Here is a 16851-nt window from a genome sequence, read left to right as displayed (position 1 = left end):
TTATCTATGAAAAATATAGCATATATATTTCTGCTCATCGTGTTCGGCTTTGCGTTAGGAGCCTGCGAAAAAGATAATTACGAACCCCCTAATGCTCTGTTAAGTGGAAAACTACTTTACCAGGGAGAAGCCATAGGCCTTCAATACGATAGAGTAAGCTATGAACTTTACCAGGACGGTTTTGGTAAAACAGGCCCTATCAGTAGCACATTTACAACGGAGGGTGCATTTTCTCAATTACTGTTCAATGGTACTTACAAAATGGTTGTTCCCAGGGGACAGGGTCCTTTTTTATGGGGAGAAGATATTGATCAGGCCGATACGCTGCTGATTCATGTGAATGCAGAAACCGAACAGAATATAGAGGTTATTCCTTACTGGCTGATTCGTAATACCACTATGGCAGCTACTGCTAATAAAGTGAGTGCTAATTTCTCGCTGGAACAAATTGTAACCAATAACCTAGCAAGGAATATAGAACACGCCACGCTTTATGTGAGTAAAACCAGCTTTGCCAGTCCTGAAACGAACATAGCCACTGCCATGCTGGAAGGAGATAACATCACTAATCTGGAAAATGTAGCTCTTCAGCTTGAAGTACCTGAAATGGTACCTACGCAGGACTATGTGTTTGCCCGGGTAGGGCTTAAGTTTATTGGTGTAGACGATATGATTTTCTCTGATATTCAGAAACTTACACTTTAGCACCTGAACTGCAAATTAATGGAAAAAGCTTGTTATCTTCTTAAGACAAGGCAGAAGGTAATAGGCTGTTTTAAATGTTTTGAAATATTAATCAATGAGAGTATTTGTCTTTTTACTATCTGCTAGTCTGTGCTTACAGTCTTGTGGCGATCGTTTCAATATTCTGGATAGCAGCTTTGGCAATAGCTATCAGAAACAGGATACCGCCCGCAGGGCAGAAGTACTTTTCTTAGGTCACGATAGCCAGCATCATAATTCGGCTAAGTATGCTCCATGGCTCGCCATTTCTTTGTTTAAAGAAGGTATCAATCTAAGCTATACCGAGCAGCTGGAAGATATAAATACTGAAAACTTGAGTAAGTACGATGGCCTTATCATCTATGCCAACCATGATTCACTTCCTCCGGCCCAGGAGTTAGCCTTAAAAAACTTTCTGGAAAACGGAAAAGGACTAATTCCTATCCATTCAGCCTCCGGTTGTTTTAGAAATTCCGACTGGTACATCAATACGATTGGCGGACAGTTTCACTCTCATAGCGAAGGTGTATTCGCTGCGGATATACATCACGATAAGCATGCTCTGGCTCAAAAATTTCAGGCATTTGAAACCTGGGACGAAACCTATGTACATCAAAGGCTTGCTTCAGACAATATAGTTTTAAGCAGCCGTAATACGGAAAATGGTACTGAACCTTATACCTGGATTCGTGAGCTGGGCAAGGGACGTGTTTTTTATACCGCCTATGGCCATAATGATAGTACCTGGATCAACGCAGGCTTTCTTCAACTAGTTAATCAGGGAGTGCTTTGGGCATTGGGAGAAGAAGTAAATCAGAAAATTGCCAGGCTGGACATTCCGGATGTCTCCATTTATGATTCTATCACCATTTCAGATTTTACCAAACGTTATTTTGTGCCTAAAATGCAGGAAGCTCTCTCTCCGGAAGAGTCTATGAAGCTGATACAGGTTCCGGTAGATTTTGAAGTTCAGCTTTTTGCTTCCGAGCCAGATATTACCAATCCTATTGCCATGTCTTGGGACGAAAAAGGAAGACTCTGGGTAGTAGAGTCAGTGGATTATCCCAATACCTTTCTGGAGACAGATGGCGCGGCCAACGACCGTATCAAAATCTGTGAGGATACTGATGGTGATGGTAAAGCGGATAAATTCACCGTTTTCGCTGACAGCCTAAATATTCCTACCAGTATGGCTTTTGCAAAGGGAGGGGTCATTGTTTCTATGGCACCGGATTTTGTCTTTCTTAAAGATACCGACGGCGACGACAAAGCAGATATTCGCAAAAAAATTATTTCGGGCTGGGGCAAAAACGATACCCATGCAGGCCCTTCCAATCTGCAATATGGTTTTGATAACAAAATCTGGGGTGTTTTAGGGTATTCAGGCTTTGAAGGAAAGGTTAATGGAATTAGTACAGCATTTCGCCAGGGCGTGTATCGTTTTAATGCTGATGGAAGCGATTTTGAATACCTCGCCAACACCAGTAACAACACCTGGGGGCTGGGCTTTTCCGAAGAAAATGATGTTTTCATTTCTACGGCCAATAATACGCACAGCGCTTATTATGCCATGCCCGCAAAATATATGCAGCGTAAACTCCCTGTGCTTACAGCGAGCAACTCCTCAAACCCAAAAGAGGAAATCAGAGACATTAACGCGATTCAGAAAATAGATGGGCACTACGATGCACATGCCATGACCCCTAACCTCCGCCAGGTAGATGTGGTAGGTGGCTTTACTTCAGCAGCCGGACATCATTTGTATACCGCAAGAAGCTTTCCTAAGCCTTACTGGAACCGTATCGCTTTTGTTAACGAGCCGACCATACGCCTGGTGCACAATGCAGTAATTGAAAAAGAGGGGGCAGGCTTTACTGAAGCGGATGGCTGGAACCTGATGGCAAGCTCAGATGAGTGGTTTGGACCAGTACAGAGCCAGGTAGGACCCGATGGAGCAGTTTGGGTCGCAGACTGGTACAACTTTATCATTCAGCACAATGTGTTTGTAGAAAGGCAGGCCCCATCTCGTATGGTACTGCCCTTTACCGACCAGCCGCACGGGCAGGGTAATGCATTTATCAGTCCGCTAAGAGATATCAACTATGGTAGAATATATAGAATAGTCTACAAAGATGCTCCTGAATATGAGCCCATTGCTCTTTCTAAAGAGGATGAAGAAGGACTGCTTCAGGCTTTAAAAAACGATAATATGTTTTGGCGTATGACGGCTCAGCGATTGATTGTAGAGTCAGGAAAATCATCTATGCTTTCCGGCCTGGTAGAAATTATTGAAAATCAGGAAGTAGATGAGATTGGCCTGAATAGTCCGGCAGTACATTCGCTATGGACTTTGCATGGCCTGGGATTGCTGGAGGGGCATCATCCGGAAGCTCTACAGGCTGCTAAACATGCCTTACAGCATCCGGCAGCAGGTGTACGTAAAGCTGCGGTACAGGTACTTCCCAAAAACATCTCTACATTTGAAGCAATCAGGTCTGCGGATTTGCTAAATGATCCTTCGCTCCATGTTCGCATGGCAACGGCACTTACATTAGCAGAGATACCAGCAGAAACCTCTATCGGAAACTACATCTTTGAAGCCAGTGCTCAAATGGAAAATGCTAAAGACCCCTGGCTGAGAAAAGCACTATTTGCTGCTGCTATCAGTCACGAGAAAGGCTTTTTGGAGGCTGGCTCTAACCTTCAGAAAACAGAGTCTGTGAGTATAAGGGCTTCTATTTTAGCTGCTTTACAAAAAGAAGTCTATGATTTGCCTCGCCGTGGTACTATCCCTTATCCTGTAGAGGTTGCAGGTAAAGAAATTAGTATTACTGCTTCAGTCAAAAGAAGAGATGAGCCTCTCCGAGGAGTAATTATGGCACATGCAGATCAGCAAGAAGGTTATGGCCTCTATCTGGAAAACCAGCAATTGGTAATGGAAGTGAAGCATCAGGGCAAAAGCTATCAGGCCAGAAGTAAAAGTAAAGTGCCTGCTCAATCGGAGCTGCGTGCCGAACTTAAGAAAGATGGCAAAATGCTACTCTATGCCGATAATAAGTTGATAGGAGAAGGAAAAGCACCTGCTTTAGTCAGGGCTTCTATCAATTCTGTAATTCGTACCAGTTACGATTTTGAAGATGATAGTAAACTAGGTTCATACGAGGGAGATAATCGTTTGAATGGAGAGTTAAATAGTATCTCACTAGAACTTAAGTCTACGGACAGCGATACTTCTTCTCCTGCACTTGCTTCCACAAATGCAGAAAAAGAATCATCAGACGGACAGGAAAGTAATACCATCTATCTAAAGGTGGTGCCAGATATGATGAAATACGACAAAGCTGTATTCAGCGTGAAAGCCGGCGAAAAGGTAACGATAGCTCTGGAAAATCTGGATGGTATGCAACATAATCTGCTCATCCTGAAGCCAGGTAGCCTGCAAAAAGTAGGAAAAGCAGCCGACGCACTGGCTCGTGATCCTGATGGAGCTCAAAAAGACTATGTTCCTGATATGCCCGAAGTCTTGTTTGCGACCAAAATGCTGAATCCTGAAGAAGTAGTGAACCTGACGTTTACAGTTCCTGACGAAGCCGGAGAATATCCCTTTGTCTGCACTTTTCCGGGGCACTGGCGCATGATGAACGGCATTATGAAAGTTGAAAAAGCCAGTGACTTCTCCCGATAGAAACATCCAAACCAACAACCAATCCATTACATATGATCTCTAATACCCTACTGATATGCAAAGCCAGCCATAGACTGCCTTCTATAGTAATAATTGGCTTGCTATTCTTAGTAACTGCCTTTAACGGTGCCGTTGCTGATACTTACAAAAAACCAATTCGGGTACTGATAGTGGGGGGAGGTAGCTCCCATGATTTTGACCGCTGGTATAAAAAGGTAGACACCCAAACTTTGGAAAAAAGAAAATTTTCTGAAGTGCGTTATACGGATAATACCGATTCTATAGCACATTATTTACAGGATACAGATGTGCTATATCTAACCAACAATCAGCCTATTCCTAATAAGGAAGCAAGGAAAGCGATTTTTGAGTTTGCCAGGCAGGGAAAAGGAATCGTTCTTGGACATGCCGCCCTCTGGTACAATTGGCAGGACTGGCCAGAATACAATCAAAAGCTTGTAAGTGGAGGCTCTCGCGGACATGATCCGTACGGAAAGTTTCAGGTCAATATTGTAGATAGCAAGCATCCCTTAACCAGAAAGATAAAATCTTTTTCGCTGGAGGATGAGCTGTATTATTTCAAAAGCGATGCTAGTGGGCCTGGCATAAAAGTACTTGCCGAGGCAGTAAATCCCGAAAAGGGAGAGCGTTTCCCTTCTGTTTTTATCATCAACCATCCTGAGGCTCGTATTGCTGCTATTGCTTTAGGGCATGATGGTGCAGCGCACGAATTGAAAGCATACCAAAGATTACTGCGGAATGCTGTAAGCTGGGCAGCAGCTTCTCAATAATAATCCTAATTCATAACCTATACATCATTTTAAACACAACAGACCGACATGAGCGATAAGAAGATTACAGTCGTTATCGTAGGTATGGGATTCGGTAAAGAATTCATACCCATTTATCAGAAACATCCCAATATCAAGGCAGTAGGCATTTGTACCAGAAATGAAAATACCATTGCCGAACTAAAAGATAAATTCAATCTGGATGATAAGCTCTGCTTTACCAATTTTGAAGAGGTGCCGCTAAGAGATGATGTGGATGCCATACATGTAGTAACCCCGGTACCTGATCATGCCCGCATGACGCTGGCTTCACTGAATGCCAATAAACATACAGCCTGCACCATTCCTATGGCAATGACTGTAGAAGATTGCCAGGCCATTGTAGAAGCAAAAAGAAGATCAGGAAAAGTGTATATGATGATGGAAACTGCATTGTATACCCGTGAATTTCTGTACGGACTCAAGAAAGCGGAAAGCGGAGAGCTAGGCAAAATTCAGTTTGTTCGGGGCTCACATATACAGGATATGAGTATGGAAGGCTGGGCTGAGTACTGGAAAGGTTTTCCGCCCATGCTAAATGGTACTCATGCCATTTCTCCACTTTTACGAATCAATAATACCAAAGCGGAGTCCGTCGTTTGTCATGGATCTGGCCGTTTGCAGGAAGACCTGGCCAAAAGATATGGTTCACCCTTCGCTGTAGAAACTGCCACCTTCACCCTTAAAAACTCCGACGTTATTGCTGAAGCTACCCGTTCTTTATTTGATGTAGTAAGGCAGTATCGTGAGAGTTATGATGTTTACGGCACCAAAATGTCTTTTGAGTGGGAACAACTACAGGACGAAGGTCATGCTATTTTTGACGGAGGTGAAAATGCCGAACGCCTGGATGTACCAGATACCGACGAAATGCTGATAGATGAGATTGCAGACTTTACCAAAAGAGAGCAGATAGATGATCCAAACCACGTCTCATTTCTTCAGGGCGCAGGCCATGGAGGCTCTCATCCCCATTTGGTACAGGAGTTTGTCGCAGCCATAGTGGAGGGTAGAAACTCAGCAGTAGATGCGGACGTAGCAGCAAATTATACCTGCGCCGGAATTTGTGCCCATGAGTCCGCCATGAATAATGGGAAGAGAATTTTTATTCCTGACTTTGAATAAAAAGCCACGAAAAATTGAGTTAAGCCGCTACGCATTAGTGTAGCGGTTTTTTCTGTCATGTAGTGCTTTTGCAAAGGTTTTTAATTTAAGTTAAATCATAATGTGCTAATAGTTAGTGTTTTATAAGTATTCTTTGCAGAAGTACATCAACTGAGATAAACCATATGAAATTTGGAGTAAGCACATTTTTGTGGGTATCACCCTTTAGCAATGCTTCTTTCAACCTTCTGTCAAAGGTAAAGGAGATGGGCTTTGATATAATTGAGATTCCCGTAGAAGATAAAGATCTGATAGACTGGCAGCGATTAAAAGTTATGGCTGATGAGCTTGACCTTCAACTTACAATCAGCGGAGCATTTGGTGCGGAGCGCGACATTTCCAGTGATAGCCCCCGCATCAGAAAACAGGGCTTTAACTATATTGCAGATTGCATCCGTATTGCGGGCCAGATGAACAGCCCCATCTTTGGTGGGCCATTATACGCTGCGGTAGGCAAAACCCGCTTTGTTTCTGAAGCACAAAAAGCCAAAGAGAAGGACTACTGTGTAGCTGCGCTTAAAGAGTTGGGAGCCATTGCTTCGGATTATGGAGTAGAGCTGGGTGTGGAACCTCTGAATCGCTTTGAAAGTGATATGATTAATACCGCAGATCAGGCGCTGGACCTTATCTCCGAAGTAGCACATTCCCATGTCAAAATTCAGCTGGATACCTTCCATAATAATATAGAGGAGAAAGATATACCCGCCACCATCAGAAAGTTAGGAAAGGAGCGCCTCTGCCACGTACAGGGCAACGAAAGCGATAGAGGCACACCCGGCACAGCTAATGTAGACTGGCAGGGAATCAAAGAAGCCTTAACAGATATAGACTATCAGGGTGCAGTAGTAATAGAAACATTTGGAGCTGTATCCGAAGAGATCGCCAAAGCTACCTGCATATGGCGACCCCTTGCCAATAGTTCTGATGAGCTGGCCAGCGAAGGTTTAGCTTTTTATAAGTCGCTGTTCAATTCCTGAAAAGCACATTATCTTTAAAAGAGCTGCTACAAAACAAAGAAATTGACAATACACTAGCTTGATTCCATGCATAAGCTATTATTTACTAGACGATGATTGTATGAACCAAGCCTAAAAGAATACACACAATACACTATTGAATGAGAATTTTTATGAAGCAGATTGTAAGCATTTTAATGATTGTATCTCTATTTTTTTGTGGAGAGGGCTATGCCCAGAATGACCAATGGAAGATGGCCGACAGCAAAATAAGCACGCGCTGGGCTGCAAATGTAAGTCCTGAAAATGTACATCAGGAGTATCCTCGTCCTCAGATGCGGCGCGATAACTGGCAAAACCTCAACGGGCTATGGCAATACAGTATACAGGAAAAAGCAAAAGGGAAGCCTGTTGCTTTTCAGGGCGAAATTCTGGTTCCTTTTCCTGCAGAATCTGCTCTCTCAGGCGTAGGTAAAAGGGTAGGAGAAGAGAATGAGCTCTGGTACAAAACCAACTTTAGTCTGGACCGCAAGCTTCGTAGAAAAAACATCCTGCTACATTTTGGTGCGGTAGATTGGGAGGCCGAAGTATTTGTAAACGGAAAAAGTATAGGCACTCACCGTGGTGGGTATGATCCTTTTTCATTTGATATTACCGAAGCACTCACTTCCCGAGGAGAGCAGGAATTGGTAGTTAGGGTGTGGGACCCTAGCGACAACGGGCCGCAGCCCCGTGGTAAGCAGGTTAAAGATCCGCATGGCATATGGTATACCCCAGTCACTGGTATTTGGCAAACAGTATGGCTGGAAGCTGTTCCTGAAAGCTATATTGAATTTACCCGCAATACACCGGATTTTGATAAGGCTACTTTTAACATTGGAGCAGGCGTAGCCAATGCCCGTAATAATGATCAGCTTAGAGTAAGGTTGATAGACGGAGAAACCCAAATTGCTGAAGTTACAGTAAGCGCCACCGAAGAGGCTGCACTGAAACTGGATCAGCCTAAACTTTGGACCCCCGAAAGCCCATTTCTTTACGACATAGAAGTAACGCTGCTGCGCAATGGAAAAGTGTTGGATGAGGTACAGACCTATAGTGCAATGCGCAAAATTAGTATGGAAGCTGATGATGAGGGCATACAACGCATGATGCTGAACAACGAATTTGTATTTCAGTACGGCCCCCTGGACCAGGGATGGTGGCCTGATGGTCTATACACTGCGCCAACAGATGAGGCATTACGCTACGACATAGAAAAAACGCAGGAGATGGGTTTTAATATGATTCGTAAACACGTAAAAGTAGAGCCAGCCCGCTGGTATTACTACTGCGACCAGATGGGCATGCTCGTCTGGCAGGATATGCCCAGCGGTGATATGGGTAATCGCTGGAACCCCCGGCCAGGTGTTGCCGGAATTGGTACAGAAAAAGAGCGTACTTCCAAATCTGAAGAGATCTTCCGTACAGAGTGGAAAGAAATTATGGATGATTTCTACAACTTTCCTTCCATCGTGGTTTGGGTGCCATTTAATGAGGCCTGGGGGCAGTTTAAAACCGTGGAGATTACAGAGTGGACCATGAATTATGACCCCAGCAGGCTGGTAAACAGTGCCAGTGGTGGTAATTTTTATCCGGTAGGGCATATCATAGACCTGCACAACTACCCTGATCCAGCTATGCCCGACCCGACTCTCTTTGGAGAAAAGCAGATACTGGTATTGGGTGAGTACGGTGGATTAGGGTTGCCGGTAGAAAATCATACCTGGCAGGAAAAAGACAATTGGGGGTACCAGAGCTTTAAAAATAAAGAAGAACTTTCTGCCCGTTATCAGAAGCTAATGGAAGATTTGGTGCCGCTTATTCCAATGGGGCTTTCTGCTGCTATTTATACTCAAACATCAGATGTAGAGGTAGAAACCAATGGCCTGATGACCTACGACCGTAAAGTGATTAAGTTTGACGAAGCCCAGATGAAGCAGTGGCATCAACGTTTGTATAATGCGCTAAAATAGTCATGACATCCATGACTAGCGGTAACTATGGGCTTCCGCTATGGTAAATTAAGGATGGGATAAGACAATATTCATACGCTTAGGTAAAGCTGACAACTGTATTTGGCATTCATAGATTTTCCTCTTATCCCTTCCTTCATTTTTTAAAATTGTACTATGTTTACAGTTGCTTTATGTAAATCAGTAAGAGACTGATTGATTTTTCAACTTATTTGTTTTGTAAACATGCTAAAAAACCAAATTTTAACTTTAAGCTTTTTGCTTTGCATGGCATTGAGTTTCAGTGCTTGCCAGACTTCTAACACACAACAGCAACAGGAAGAGGAAGAAAGTCCATTAAACATTATGGCCTATTATGTGCCAGAGCAGCGTTACCATCCGGAAAGCCTGCCTTTAGATCAGCTGACGCATATCATCTTTTCTTTCTCTAATGTAATAGATGGAGAAATGGGATTTCGCCATGAGGAGGCCGGAGAAAAACTTCGCCTGCTGGTAGAGCAGAAGAAAAATCATCCGCAGCTAAAAGTAATGCTGGCCTGTGGTGGCTGGGGTGCCGGAGGCTTTTCCGATATGGCTTCTACTGCCGAAGGCCGTACCAAATTTGTACAAAGCACCATCAAGATGATTGAAGAATACCAGCTGGATGGTATAGATATGGACTGGGAATACCCGGCGCTGGACTGGGCCGGTATAGATGCCCGTGAGGAAGATACCCAGACCTTTACCCTACTAATGAAAGAGCTGAGAGAAGAGATGGACAAGCTGGATCGCCCGATGATACTTACCTTTGCCTCTGCCGGTTGGGAATACTACTATGACAAAATAGAGACCCTTGAGGTAATGAAATATGCGGATTATATGAACGTGATGACTTACGATCAGGTAAGTGCCTCACTTCCGTATACCGCCCACCATACTGCTCTGGGTAGCATTAAAGATGAAGATCTGCAAGACTATCCTATTTATGAGTACTACGAGAAAAGAAATGCCGCAGCGCGCGAAAAAGGTTTTTCTACCTACGAGCCGCGTTCGGTTAAAAACATAGTAGATTATCTGATAGAAAGAGGCGTAGATCCTTCGCAGATTGTAATTGGTGGCGCTTTTTACGGAAGAGCCTGGAAAGGCGTTCCGCCCGAAAATAATGGTTTATACCAGCCCAACAAAGGTGTACATATTGGCTGGGCCGCCTACCATCTGTTAAGAGATCAGTACGAAACCAATCCCAACTATACCCGCTACTGGGATGAGGTAGCTGAAGCCCCCTACATGTATAGCCCAACAGATAGTATCTTCATCTCTTATGATGATACGGTTTCTGTAAAATTAAAGGCTGAGTATGCGATGGAAAAAGACCTGGGCGGGATTATGTTCTGGGAACTGGGTAATGATACCAAGCAGGAAAATAGTTTGCTCAACGCCATATATCAGGCATCTAAGGGCGAATAAGTAAATCAAATAATTAACTGACTGTATGATTAAAGCTTCTGTAGGCTATGCCCGGCCCGCAGAAGTTTTTTTTATACCGATATATTTCTAAACATATTGAATATGCGATTTACAAAATCGCATATTTTATTAGAGAGCACCTGAAACTTATAAGCTTATCATGGTCTGTTTAACAATCTCTTTCTTTTCAAATATGTACTGAAAAAATGTTTACACATATTTGCTTGCCCACTTAATACGCTATAGCTATTAAATTTGAGTGTTTTTGGGTAGAATGTTTACGGTGCTTATGCTTTGTTGGTGTTTAATGTGTAATTGCCTGATAGTCTGTTGATGGATAGGCTTACTTTATTACCTGACCGGGAAAGTAGCAAAGAACTCAAGGAAAGAATAACAGCCCACGCACCTGGCTACCCATCCTACACGATTTTTTCCGACTTGTCCGCAGGGGCTTCTTTCTTGTGATAGTGCTTTGTAAAGGTCTCGGCTTGATGTTTTGGGAGGTGTTAAGGGGTATTTAGAAGTGTGTTTTGTAGTGTTATAGTTTTATAGCTGTCTTTTTTTGGTATTCGTACCATAGGTAAAGCATTCTTTCAGAAAAATGATAACTTCATTTTTAACAGACAACAAGCTAAAAAACGATGATGTATCCACTGAAAATTGCCGCAGCCCAATTTGAACCTAAAGATGGTGATAAAACCTATAACCTATCAGTCATAGAAAAGCTTAGCAGTGAAGCCAAAGCAAAAGGAGCTGATGTGATTAGTTTTCATGAACTTTCGGTAAGCGCTTATACTTTTTTGCAGGACTTAAGCGAAGAGGAACTCTTACATCTGGCCGAAGAGGTGCCATCCGGTAAAAGTTGTCAGTATCTTGCAGCCCTTGCCCGCAAGCTGGATATAACTATACTGGCTGGATTGGTAGAGAAAGATCAGGGTAAAATCTATAATACTTATGTGTGTGTAAGCCCTGAAGGTTGTATTGCCCGCTATCGTAAGATACACCCCTTCATCAGCAAGTATTTAGCAGCAGGAGAGGAGTATGTAGTATTTGATTTAAAAGGGTGGAAGTGCGGTATACTCATCTGTTATGACAATAATGTGATTGAGAATGTAAGAGCTACTGTTTTATCGGGGGCAGATATCATTTTTGCTCCTCACGTAACTGGCTGTACGCCTTCTGCCATGCCGGGCAGAGGTTATGTAAACGATGACCTCTGGAAAAAAAGAACAGAAGACCCGGTACCTTTGCGTATGGAGTTTGACGGTCCCAAAGGAAGAGGCTGGCTGATGCGTTGGCTACCAGCCAGGGCTTACGACAATGGGGTGTATTATGTATTTAGCAATCCTATCGGCTATGATGGAGCACACCTGAAGCATGGTAATGCCATGATACTTGATCCTTACGGAGAAGTGCTGAGTGAAGTCAGAAGTTTTGAGGATGATTTTACAATTGCCCACTTCACAGAAGATAAGCTTAAGCTTGCCGGAGGTTACCGCTATCGGAATGCACGTAAACCAGAATTGTATGCTGATATTTTAGGTAAACAACATCAGTCAGACTTCCGGCCGGTGTGGATGGAAGAGCAAGAGGGCCAATAGCCCTCTTAGCAAATCACTTTAAATACTTTGGTAAACGAGTGAAGCTCTTTTTATTCTCCAACTTTAGTATTTGTAGGCTGAAAGGCTTTATATATCGGCTTACCACTAGGTTTTTCGGGCTGGTAGTTGAGCTTAAGAAACGCAGCTACCGTTGGGGCTACCTGATTGCTGTAAAACTGACCTTCTACGGCTTTGCCATTCATAGCAGGAGTGTCAGGGCCTATTATTGCGTACCATACCTGATCAGCACCTTTAATATCTTCTCCATGACTTCTCCAGGTATCTATAGGTTGCGTGCCCCTGCCATGATCAGTAGTGATGATAAAAGTAGTCTTGTCTCTGTACTGCTTATCAGACTGCACATACTCCCATAAGTCCTTGATAAACTGGTCAGTACGATGTGCCGCTTTAAGGTATTCATCATACTTGCCATCATGGGCAAAGTCATCCGTTTCACCATAGGCAATGTATAACAAGCGAGGTTTATGCTTCTTAAGATGTTCCAGTGCGTAATAATGGGTAAAAGCATCCATACGTACAGTAGACCAGTGGCCAGGAACTATTGGCTGGAGGGTATTCAACGCCTTTTCCATTACGCTAAGCGACTTGCCGCTGGCATTCTCATAACCCGCATTGACAGGAACGCCTGAGCGCTCTTCATTAATTATGTAGGGGAAGACATCCCACGAAGCAAAGGTTGCTACTTTATTTTTGAAGTCTTTTTCGGCATTGGCATACTCTAAAATAGTACGATTAGGATTAGGCTTCTTGGCATTGCTGTCTATTCTTTCATCTCCGAAGCCACTTAGTATCTCGTTATATCCAGGATAAGAAAACCAGAAAGTATTGGTAAGATTAGCCAGAGAATTCTCTTCACGATTGCCATACAGCTGACCTTCCTGCGCAATTACCTGATGGAAAAAGGGCATAAGTACATCTTTACGTTCTTCAGAGCTTTCTTTCCAGAAGAGTGCTTTAAGTTCAGCGGTATCGCTTACATATTTTTCATGTGTGATGAGCAATGGATCGGCACCCGAAAATAGTTCCTGCCAGCGTAACCCATCTAATGTAATGAGGAATACATTTTCGGTTTGTGCTCCCTGCTGCGCGCTTATGGGCAGGTAAGCGAATGTTAATAAAAAAATAATACAGCATAGACGCTGTGTAAAGCTTGTAGTTAGGTAAAATGACATGAGTGCTTTAATTAATTCAAATTTGTAGTGTATAAGCGTATGCTTTTCTGCATGGTATCGGCAAAAAGAGCCTTTTAGAATGAATTTAATGTATTTTTTTAAATTTGATAAGAGAGCTGGAAGGCGTTACTTCCTGTCTATGCTTAGGTATGCCACATAAAAAAGCCCGGCTACGAAGCGTTGCTTAAATAGCCGGGCTTCAATTCCGTAAAAGCTGAGGTTAAGATCTCATAGCTTCAATTTCGTCAGCATTAAGGGGTAAGTAATGGCCTAGTTTCTGACTTCCCTCGTCAGTAATTAAAAAATTATCTTCTACCCGAATACCTCCAAAGTTGCGAATCTCCTGTAGTTTAGGATAGTTAATAAAGTCAGTGTATTGTTTATCAGCTTCCCAACGGTCAATAAGTTCAGGGATGATATAGATACCCGGTTCTACAGTAATGGTAAATCCTGGTTCTAAGGCTTTGCCCAAACGTAAAGATTTAAGCCCAAATTCAGTGCTTTTTTGTAGATCCTTAGAGTAACCCACAAATTGCTCACCCAAATCTTCCATATCATGCACATCTAAACCTATCATGTGGCCTAGTCCACACTGAAAAAACATGGTATGAGCTCCGGCTGCTACTGCCTCTTTAGGATCACCCTTCATGATACCCAGACCTACTAAACCTTTGACCAGTTCTTCAGAAGCTAAAAGGTGAATATCTCTAAATAATGCACCGGGATGCAGGGCATCAACAGCCTTTTGGTAGGCTGTATACACAATATTATACATGTCTTTTTGCAGCGAGCTAAATTTTTTGCTAACTGGGAAAGTTCTGGTAAGATCTCCGGCATAATGCAATGGGCTTTCTGAGCCGGCATCCATTAGTATCATATCGCCTTCGCTTAGCGTATTGCCATAGTAATGATTGTGCAAGGTTTGCCCGTTGATAGTTAGTATGATAGGGTAGGCTATATCTCCTCCCGAACTGATCGCTTTACCACGTACCTGACCTACCAATTCAAACTCTTTCATGCCCGGGCGAGCTGACTGAATTGCCAGGCGGTGCATTTCGTTTGAGATATTAACAGCCTGTTCCATCTGGCTTACCTCTTCAGCACTTTTGTAAGAACGCTGAGCAATTACCGCATTCACCAGTTCAGGAGAAAAGTTTGCGTTAAGCTGGCTAACAGGAATACCAAGTAGCTGATGCAGTTGTTCTTCCCTGTCAGCACGATAAGGAGGAAGGAAACGTATTTTTCTGTTTTTCTGGCGGGCCGTCTGAAGGTATTTATGTAGCGCTGAAAGTGAATCTGTTTGCGAGATACCTACTTGTGCAGCTCTATCAGCCACTGAAGGTAAAGGACCAGTCCAGATAATGTGATCCATGGATAGGTCATCACCAAATACTATTTCCTGGTCTTCATCCAGGTCTATAACGCAAGCCAGTTCGGGTGTATCAATACCAACATAATATAGAAAACTGCTATCCTGTCGGAAGGGATACCAATTATCACGAAAGTTCATACTGCTTTCGTTATTGCCCATCAACAAAATCAGGCCATCTGTAAACTGTTCCTTTAATACTTTACGTCGGTGAATGTATACCTGGGCTTCAAATTTTGAGTTGCTTTCCATGAATCAATTTGGTTAAATGTTAGTATGTCTGTATGCAAACACAAATGTACAAAAGCTGTTTGCTTTTTAAATTTTGCATTGCATTAGTACCCAGTCAAGATAATTGAAATATCATTTTATTAAACTCTACTTAATACGACAGAAGCTAAATGATAACTCTATAGTTATTGTGGTATTATGCTGTAAAACAGAATGTTAGCAAATGGTCTGAAATTGTATTAACTTATATAAGTGTAGTAGGATTAGCTAAGGGTAGCGTTCATGGGTATAAATGGTATTTCACATACTAAAAGATCTCATCACACCTAAATAGATAAACTTTACTTAATCATTTACGAAGCCTAACCTACTCTGATTATGATACCTACTCAGTCTGACCTACGCTTTACTCTGGACAGAAAAGCAATCACTCCCAAAGAACAAATGCTTTTTAATACCTTCCTCTATGACAAGCAATGGGATGAAACTGTTTGGCTTATTCTTAATGGCATTTTAAGAACTTCTACGCTATATACCATTCCTAAAATATTACGTGCTTACTATGATAATTTACTGGTGGGCGTGGCTTATATCATAGAGTGCAAAAAACCAGCTCTTTCATTTTTTAACAATCCCTTAGCTTCCCTGGTAAATGCGCCACAAATCCCTATGTACCTCTGGACTAGAAATGGTATTATGGTGGATAGCAATACTAATACAGGTTTTGTAAGCGAAGAAATAGATCTGTATAGCTTTTATCAGCAGGCTATTGCGTATTTAAATCGGCGGTATCTGTATGGTCTGGTACTGGAAAGTAGCAAGGAAAGACCAGCAACTGATTATACTTTTTCTCCATTATGCGATTGTGGCTGCTTAAAGGTTGATGCTTATACACCGGTAGAATTAGTGCTGGCAAAACATAAAAACCTAAGAAAGAAGAAACGCAAGTTTGAAAACAAAGGAGGCAAAATAAGCAGTATTAATGGTGCTTTAGACCAAGAGACATTAAATAAAGCTATACATTATTTATCTACCCTTAGGCTACAGATACAAACGCCTTATCAGGATAATTATGTCAATATGGCCCGACAGAGCTCTAGTTATGAACACGATAATATTGTTCACTTTATCGCTAGTTTGGAAGGAGAAATGGTGGGTTATCATTCTTTTGTACGTTGCCAAAATAGTATGCACTGTCTTTCAGGGGCTTTTGACCGAGGACGTAAGTCCAATTATCATGCTTACGAAAATATGATACTGGAATCTATGCGCTATGCGCATCAAAACAATATACATACCATCCATTATGGCCCAATCCTAAACCCTACCAAAGCTTCCTTAATGGATACAACTGAAGATTGGGAGATGCGGTTTTACTCCCGATTTGCGACTCTGAGAAATGCTTTAAAAATGATTACGCCTTACTCTAAACTTAAGCCTGAAACATTTACACCTTTTAGAAAGAAACCAACTGTGGTAGAGGAAGAAGTCATGTAAAAAGTCTCAAAAGTCAAACCGCCCCACATAAGCGTCAACCTTACAGGCATTTGCTCTTCCGGTTAGGAAGATAATAATAAAGAATAGGCCTAAACCTCAGTCATAACTGACAGATTATGATGGATTTACGGATTTTTGTAAGGT

The 16851-nt window shown here is 42.5% G+C and carries 11 protein-coding genes; 9 read left to right on the top strand and 2 right to left on the bottom strand.

The annotated features are described in order from the left end of the window. The first annotated feature begins 6 nt into the window (after nucleotides 1-6). The 8 genes from PZB74_RS18430 (at nucleotide 7) to PZB74_RS18395 (ending at nucleotide 12417) form a co-directional block, all read left to right on the top strand. Nucleotides 7-705, top strand: coding sequence for a DUF3823 domain-containing protein (locus PZB74_RS18430; RefSeq protein ID WP_302238635.1), 699 nt, complete (start codon nucleotides 7-9; stop codon nucleotides 703-705). Between the two features lie 94 nt (nucleotides 706-799). Further along, complete coding sequence (locus tag PZB74_RS18425) at nucleotides 800-4408, top strand: PVC-type heme-binding CxxCH protein (protein ID WP_302238634.1); 3609 nt, start codon at nucleotides 800-802, stop codon at nucleotides 4406-4408. A gap of 32 nt (nucleotides 4409-4440) precedes the next feature. Continuing rightward, entirely contained in the window at nucleotides 4441-5199 is a 759-nt protein-coding gene (locus PZB74_RS18420; protein ID WP_302238633.1) for a ThuA domain-containing protein, read from the top strand. A 48-nt stretch (nucleotides 5200-5247) separates the two neighbouring features. Next, nucleotides 5248-6363: a Gfo/Idh/MocA family protein gene (locus PZB74_RS18415; protein ID WP_302238632.1), complete on the top strand. Its 1116-nt coding sequence runs from the start codon at nucleotides 5248-5250 to the stop codon at nucleotides 6361-6363. A gap of 164 nt (nucleotides 6364-6527) precedes the next feature. Beyond that, nucleotides 6528-7379, top strand: coding sequence for a sugar phosphate isomerase/epimerase family protein (locus PZB74_RS18410; RefSeq protein WP_302238631.1), 852 nt, complete (start codon nucleotides 6528-6530; stop codon nucleotides 7377-7379). A 152-nt stretch (nucleotides 7380-7531) separates the two neighbouring features. Continuing rightward, the gene (locus PZB74_RS18405; protein ID WP_302238630.1) at nucleotides 7532-9370 is read left to right on the top strand and encodes a glycoside hydrolase family 2 protein; all 1839 of its coding nucleotides are present in this window, start codon (nucleotides 7532-7534) and stop codon (nucleotides 9368-9370) included. Between the two features lie 267 nt (nucleotides 9371-9637). Next, nucleotides 9638-10816 carry a glycoside hydrolase family 18 protein gene (locus tag PZB74_RS18400; RefSeq protein ID WP_302238629.1) on the top strand — a complete coding sequence of 393 codons (1179 nt, stop codon included), beginning with the start codon at nucleotides 9638-9640 and terminating at the stop codon, nucleotides 10814-10816. 644 nt (nucleotides 10817-11460) lie between these two features. Continuing rightward, complete coding sequence (locus PZB74_RS18395; protein ID WP_302242837.1) at nucleotides 11461-12417, top strand: nitrilase family protein; 957 nt, start codon at nucleotides 11461-11463, stop codon at nucleotides 12415-12417. Nucleotides 12418-12467: 50 nt separating this feature from the next. On the opposite strand, the gene PZB74_RS18390 is transcribed toward PZB74_RS18395, so the two are convergent. Together PZB74_RS18390 and PZB74_RS18385 are read right to left on the bottom strand one after the other, a co-directional pair. Beyond that, the gene (locus PZB74_RS18390) at nucleotides 12468-13610 is read right to left on the bottom strand and encodes an alkaline phosphatase family protein (protein WP_302238628.1); all 1143 of its coding nucleotides are present in this window, start codon (nucleotides 13608-13610) and stop codon (nucleotides 12468-12470) included. 220 nt (nucleotides 13611-13830) lie between these two features. Then, nucleotides 13831-15231 (bottom strand): aminopeptidase P family protein, encoded by a 1401-nt coding sequence (locus PZB74_RS18385; RefSeq protein WP_302238627.1) that lies wholly within the window; start codon nucleotides 15229-15231, stop codon nucleotides 13831-13833. A 357-nt stretch (nucleotides 15232-15588) separates the two neighbouring features. On the opposite strand from PZB74_RS18385, the gene PZB74_RS18380 reads away from it, so the two are divergent. Next, nucleotides 15589-16707 (top strand): GNAT family N-acetyltransferase, encoded by a 1119-nt coding sequence (locus PZB74_RS18380; protein WP_302238626.1) that lies wholly within the window; start codon nucleotides 15589-15591, stop codon nucleotides 16705-16707. The last annotated feature ends 144 nt before the right edge of the window (nucleotides 16708-16851 follow it).

Origin of the sequence: Porifericola rhodea (assembly GCF_030506305.1) — a bacterium.
Classification (GTDB): domain Bacteria; phylum Bacteroidota; class Bacteroidia; order Cytophagales; family Cyclobacteriaceae; genus Catalinimonas; species Catalinimonas rhodea.
The sequence above is the reverse complement of the archived record's forward strand: the minus strand, read 5'-3'. Positions and strand labels throughout refer to the sequence as shown.